Here is a 6,000-nt window from a genome sequence, read left to right as displayed (position 1 = left end):
TGCGGGGCCGTGCTTCTCGCGGTACTTGCGGATGTACTGCTCGACCGGCTGTGCGAAGGTGCGGTACGGAGAGTCCACGATCACCAGCGGCACCGGGATCTTGTAGTCCTGCCACTGCCGCTGCAGCACCTGGCCGTCCTCGGGCGTGAGGGCGACGTGCAGCGCGATCGTCTTCTCGTGGCGGGCGGCGATCGCGTAGTCCAGCGCCTTGATGACCGGCTTCTGCATCCGGCTGACCAGCACGATCGCGACGTCGCCGCGCGACCCGAAGTGGGTCGTGTCCTCGATCGCGATCTCCTTCTCGACGTCGCGGTAGTACCGCTTGACGCCGAGCATCAGCAGCGCGAGCACGGGGATGGCGAAGAACACCATCCAGGCGCCGTGGGTGAACTTCGTGATGGTCACGATGATGAGCACGCTCACCGTCATCACGGCGCCGAGGGAGTTGATGGACAGGCTGACGATGGCCGAGCGCCGCTCCGCGGCCACCTCGCTCAGTGGCCGGTGATGCGTCTCGCGCAGGAGCCGCCTCCAGTGCCGCACCATGCCGATCTGTCCGAGTGAGAACGACACGAACACGCCGATGATGTACAGCTGGATGAGGTTGGTGAGGTTCGCCTGGAACACCACCAGCACGACGACCGCGGCCAGGCCCAGCAGGATCATGCCGTTGGAGAAGACCAGCCGGTCGCCGCGGGTGTTCAGCGCCTTCGGGGCGTAGCCCTCGCGGGCCAGCACCGAGCCCAGCAGCGGGAAGCCGTTGAACGCCGTGTTGGCGGCCAGCAGCAGCACGCACGCGGTGGCGGCCTGGATGATGAAGAACGGGATGCTGCCGGCGCCGAACGTCGCCGAAGCGACCTGCGCCATCAGGCTCGGCTGCGGGTTGGAGCAGTCGAAGCCGACCAGGTCGCAGGCGTCCTCGGCGTACCTGACGCCCGAGATCAGCGCCAGCGCGGTGAGCCCGGCGAACATCAGGGCGGCGATCGAGCCCATCATCGCCAGGGTGGTCTTGGCGTTCCGCACCTTCGGCACGCGGAACGGCGGCACGCCGTTCGACACGGCCTCCACGCCCGTCAGGGCGGAGCATCCGCTGGAGAACGCGCGCAGGATCAGCAGCACCATCGCCGCCTGGCTGAGGCTCTCGGCCTGCACGGTGTACGCCGCGCTCGCCGCGACGGGGGCGTCGCCGAGCAGCATCCGCACCAGTCCGGTGCCGATCATCACGATCACCGAGCCGATGAACACGTACGTCGGGATCGCGAAGACGGTGGATGCCTCGCGCACGCCGCGCAGGTTGACGATGACGATCAGGATCACGAAGCCGACCGCCAGCTCCACGCGCCACGGGTTCAGCCCTGGCACCGCCGAGATGATGTTGTCGACGCCGGACGCGATCGACACGGAGACGGTGAGGACGTAGTCGACGAGCAGCGCGGCCGCGACGATCACCGACGGCACCTCGCCGAGGTTCTTCTGGGTCACCTCGAAGTCGCCGCCGCCGGAGGGGTACGCCTTGATGATCTGGCGGTAGCTGAGCACGACCACGATCAGCAGGAGCACGACCGCCGTGGCGATCCACGGTGCCAGAGTCAGGAACGCGGTCCCGCCGATCAGCAGGATCATCAGGAGCTCCTGCGGCGCGTAGGCCACCGAGCTCAGCGCGTCGGACGCGAAGATCGGCAGCGCCATGCGTTTGGGGAGCAGCTGGTCGTTGACCTGCTCGGTCGTCAGCGGGTCGCCGAGAAGGATGCGTTTGGCGAGTTGCGGGGCATCCGTGTTCTCGCGTGCGTCGTGTGCCACGACGGGCGAGATTACGCCTGCGCGGGCGGGCGTGCAACACGGCGCCCGTAGACTTTATTCCGATGAGCCAGCAGGTGATGTCCGGAGCGATCGCGATCGGCATCGGCGTACTCGTCGGGATCGGCCTCTTCGTGCCGTTCGTGGCCATCAGCTACCGCCGTCGAGGGCGTCTGAGTCCGGTGCGGCTCCTGATGTGGCTGGCCGCACTCATCTACTTCTGGGCGATCTGGACGTACACGCTGCTGCCGCTTCCCGAGCCGTCGTCCATCCGGTGCGTCGGGGCGATCACCGACCCCATGTCGGTGGTGCGGGACGTGCAGCAGGCGCTCGCCGCGCCGGGCAACCCGCTCACGCATCCGGGCATCCTGCAGCTCGCGTTCAACGTGCTGCTGTTCGTGCCGCTGGGCTTCTTCCTGCGGGTGCTGGGCGGACGCGGGATCGTCACGGCCCTGCTCGTGGGCCTGGGCCTGTCGCTGTTCATCGAGACGACGCAGCTGACCGGGGTGTGGGGCGTGTATCCGTGCGCATACCGGTTCTTCGACGTCGGCGACCTGATGACCAACACGACGGGCGCCCTGGTCGGCTCGGCGTTCGGGCTCGTCGTGCCCCGCGCGCACCGTGGTCTGTCCCGTGCGGCGGATGCCGGGATGCCGCGCCCCGTCACCCGTGGGCGCCGCGCCCTGGCGATGATCTGCGACGGACTCGGCTTCTTCCTGGTCTCGGCGACGCTCGGCGTGGGGATGCAGCTGTTCCTGGAGTACGTGGTGCGCGATCGCGCGGCGGTGCTGGACGGGACCCTGTCGGAGCTGGTCGGCACGGGCGGTGCGGGGGCGTTCTGGCTCGCGACCATCCTGATGACCGGTCGCTCGGTCGGAGACCTCGCCGTGGAGCTGCGCTATGACGGAGCGCGGATGCCTCAGCCGGTCGCGCGTCTGCTGCGCTGGGTCGGCGGGGTGGCCGGGCTGTCGACGATCGGGCTGATCGGCGGGATCCTGGCAGCCCTGACGAGCCTCGCGATGCTCGTCGCGTGCGTGATGTTCTTCTTCACCCGTCAGGGCCGCGGACTGCCGGGCATCCTCTCCGGTCAGCAGCTGACCGACGCCCGCTCCCCGCGCTGACGCGGGTTCATCGCGGGGATCCTGCGGGTCAGGAGGCCTCGGCGCGGCCGCGGCGCCAGTACCCCATGAACGCGATCGAGTGACGGTCGATGCCGAGGTCCCGCACCAGGTGGCGTCGCAGCGCGGTGATCGTGCCGGCCTCGCCGGCCAGCCAGGCGTACTCGCCACCCGACGCCGCCTCGGGAACCTCCCAGAGGATCTCGTCGGATGCCTCGGACCTGTCGTCCTCGTCGAGTCCGCGGACCGGCTCCGCACCCTGAGCGGATGCCGGTGATGCGCTGCGCCGCCGACCCCAGGCGTGCACGGCTGCGCTCAGTCGCACGCCGTGCGCGGTCGATCCGCGGCCCAGCCAGCTCACCCGAACCCCGTCCGGGGCGGCCAGGGGGAGGGCATCCGCCTCGGACGGCACCTCGATGCACACCTCGCCGGTGATGTGCGCGGGCAGCGATTCGACGATGGAGCAGATCGCGGGCATGGCGGTCTCGTCGCCGGCGATCAGTACGGAGGTCGCGTCTCCCGGCTTCCATTCGATGCCCCCGCCCTGCTCGTCGGAGCGCGAGTCCGGTCCGACGACGAACAGCGGATCGCCGACCTGGGCACCGGTCGCCCAGGCGGATGCCGGGCCCTCGGTGCCGTGCAGCACGAAGTCGACATCGATCTCGCGGTCGGCGGGACGCGGGGAGCGGATCGTGTAGGTGCGGATCGGATTGCGCTCCTCATCGGGGAGTTCGCGCCAGCGCCGGTACCACTCGGTCATGCTCTGGGTCTCGTCGAACTGGCCGACATCGGTGATCGTGCCGTCTGCGAAGGGGATGATCAGCTTGATGCGCTGATCCAGGCCGTCAGTGCCGAAATGCGCCAGGTCGTCGCCGGTCAGGGTGATGCGCGCGAAGCTCGGTGTCAGCTTCTCGATGCGGGCGACGGTGGTGCGGAAGGTCCGGTAGGGGTGGTGGCTCACCACTTCAGCATAGGTTAGGCTCTCCTAACGTGACCAATCCGAAGGAAGCATCCGAGGCCCGCACGGACGAGCTGCACGGCGAATCGCTCGCCCTCAGCTACGGCCGCAACCGGGTGGTGCACGAGGTGTCGCTGCACCTGCGCCCCGGTGTCGTCACCGCTCTGATCGGCCCCAACGGCAGCGGCAAGTCCACGGCGCTGCGCGCCCTCGCCCGGCTGCACAGGGTCGACGAGGGGATCGTCCGCGTGGTCGACGAGCGGGGTGAGCGGGACGCGGCGGCGCTCTCGGCCAGGGAGTTCGCCCGCACGGTCGCGATGCTCTCGCAGTCCCGTCCGCACCCCTCCGGACTCGAGGTGCGCGACGTCGTCGCCTACGGCCGGCACCCGCATCGCCGGAGGTTCGCGGGCATGACCGACGCCGACCGGGATGCCGTCGCGCAGGCCCTCGAGCTCACCGGTCTCGACCACATGGCGCAGCGCGCCGTCGACGAGCTCTCCGGCGGGGAGCTGCAGCGCGTGTGGCTCGCCACCGCACTCGCGCAGGACACCGGCATCCTGCTGCTGGACGAGCCCACCAACCATCTCGACCTGCGCTATCAGGTCGAGACCCTCGACCTGATCTGCGACCTGGCCGACCGCGGCACCGCCGTGGGCGTGGTGCTGCACGACCTGAGCCATGCGGCATCCGTCGCCGACGAGGTCGTGCTCATGCACCTCGGCCGCGTGCACGCCTCGGGACTCCCGCACGGCGTGCTCACGTCCGAGAACCTCACCGAGGTGTACGGACTGCCCATCGACGCCGACCACGACCCGCGCACCGGACGGGTGCGCGTCACGCCGCGCGGCAGGCATCACGACCGCGCCCGCCGCGGCCTCGCCGCGCTCTCGGCCTGATCTCCCGCCACGGCCTCGCCGCGCACCCTCCCCATACCCGATTCCCCGACCCCGACCCCGACATCCCGGAGCCATCCTGATGAACAAGCCCCTCGCAGCCCTCGCCACGCTCGGCGCCCTGACCCTCGCGCTCACCGCCTGCGGCACCACCACGGCGGCCCCCGCGCCGACCGACGCGAAGACCTCCACGGCGAGCGGCGTCGGCTGCGCCGACGACAGCACCTCCACCTCGACCAAGCCGGTCGAGCTGACCGACGCACTGGGCCGCACCGTCAAGTTGGACAAGCCGGCCGCGAAGGTCGCCGTGCTCGAGTGGCAGCAGATCGAGGACGTGCTCTCGCTGTGCCTCACGCCCGTCGCGGTCGCCGACGCCGACGGCTACCGCACCTGGGACACCGCCGAGGAGCTGCCGAAGGACGTCAAGAGCGTCGGCACCCGTCAGGAGCCCAACCTCGACGCGCTGTTCGCCACCGAGCCCGACCTCGTGATCGTCGAGGCGGGTACCCGCGACGACGCGATCATCACGCAGCTGGAGAAGTACGGCGTCCCGGTGCTCAGCACCACCGGCGCCGATGCGAAGGACCCGATCAAGCAGATGCTCGCGACCTTCGACCTGATCGCGCAGGCGACCGGCCGCACCGAGCGCGCCGACGTCGTGAAGGACGAGTTCGAGAAGAAGCTCGCCGAGGGCGAGAAGGCCGTCGCCGGCGCCTCCCTGGAGGGCGCGCCCTTCGTGTTCTTCGACGGCTGGGTCGACGGCGGCAACGTGTCCCTGCGGCCGTTCGGACAGGGCTCGCTGATCGGCGAGCTCGGCGAGCGGCTCGGGCTCGAGAACGCCTGGACCGGCGAGGTCGACCCGGCCTATGGTCTGGGCCAGACCGACATCGAGGGCATGACCACGATCGGCGACGCCATGCTGCTGCACACCGGAACCGCCGACCCCGACTCGGAGACCTTCATCGACGCGGCGGCCAAGAACCCCGCCTGGGCCTCGATCCCCGCGGTGAAGGACGGCCGCATCCACGCGTTCCCCGCGGGCATCTGGACCTTCGGCGGACCGCGCTCGGCCGAGCAGATCGTCGACGCGTACGTCGCCGTCATCACCAAGTGACGTGTTCCACTCCGGGGGCCGACACGCCAGATCACGGACGTTCTCGCTGGAATCGTCCGGAAAGTGGCGTGTCGGCCCCCGATCTGTGTCGGGAGCATCCGGGCCATGCGGAAGGTGAGA

The 6,000-nt window shown here is 69.9% G+C and carries 5 protein-coding genes; 3 read left to right on the top strand and 2 right to left on the bottom strand.

The window, feature by feature from the left end:
• Positions 1-1,689: APC family permease (locus BGN97_RS06515; RefSeq protein ID WP_292699217.1), on the bottom strand; the 1,689-nt coding region annotated here is incomplete at its 3' end.
• Positions 1,690-1,862: 173 nt separating this feature from the next.
• Here BGN97_RS06515 and BGN97_RS06510 point away from each other — a divergent pair.
• A complete protein-coding gene (locus BGN97_RS06510) occupies positions 1,863-2,918 on the top strand; it encodes a VanZ family protein (protein WP_292699090.1) in 1,056 nt (351 codons plus the stop codon).
• 28 nt (positions 2,919-2,946) lie between these two features.
• On the opposite strand, the gene BGN97_RS06505 is transcribed toward BGN97_RS06510, so the two are convergent.
• On the bottom strand, positions 2,947-3,876 hold the full coding sequence (locus tag BGN97_RS06505) for a siderophore-interacting protein (protein ID WP_292699088.1): 930 nt from the start codon (positions 3,874-3,876) through the stop codon (positions 2,947-2,949).
• 29 nt (positions 3,877-3,905) lie between these two features.
• On the opposite strand from BGN97_RS06505, the gene BGN97_RS06500 reads away from it, so the two are divergent.
• Together BGN97_RS06500 and BGN97_RS06495 are read left to right on the top strand one after the other, a co-directional pair.
• A complete protein-coding gene (locus BGN97_RS06500) occupies positions 3,906-4,769 on the top strand; it encodes an ABC transporter ATP-binding protein (RefSeq protein ID WP_292699086.1) in 864 nt (287 codons plus the stop codon).
• 79 nt (positions 4,770-4,848) lie between these two features.
• Positions 4,849-5,880 carry an iron-siderophore ABC transporter substrate-binding protein gene (locus BGN97_RS06495; RefSeq protein WP_292699084.1) on the top strand — a complete coding sequence of 344 codons (1,032 nt, stop codon included), beginning with the start codon at positions 4,849-4,851 and terminating at the stop codon, positions 5,878-5,880.
• Positions 5,881-6,000 lie beyond the last annotated feature (120 nt).

The sequence above is a fragment of the Microbacterium sp. 69-10 genome (assembly GCF_001897945.1).
Taxonomy (GTDB): Bacteria; Actinomycetota; Actinomycetes; order Actinomycetales; family Microbacteriaceae; genus Microbacterium.
Note: the sequence above shows the minus strand (reverse complement) of the source record. Positions and strands in the feature narration are given on the sequence as shown.

Excerpts from the sequence above, each read along its gene's own strand:
- BGN97_RS06510 (WP_292699090.1), top strand. The coding sequence starts at position 1,863 with ATGAGCCAGCAGGTGATGTCCGGAGCGATCGCGATCGGCATCGGCGTA.
- BGN97_RS06495 (WP_292699084.1), top strand. The coding sequence starts at position 4,849 with ATGAACAAGCCCCTCGCAGCCCTCGCCACGCTCGGCGCCCTGACCCTC.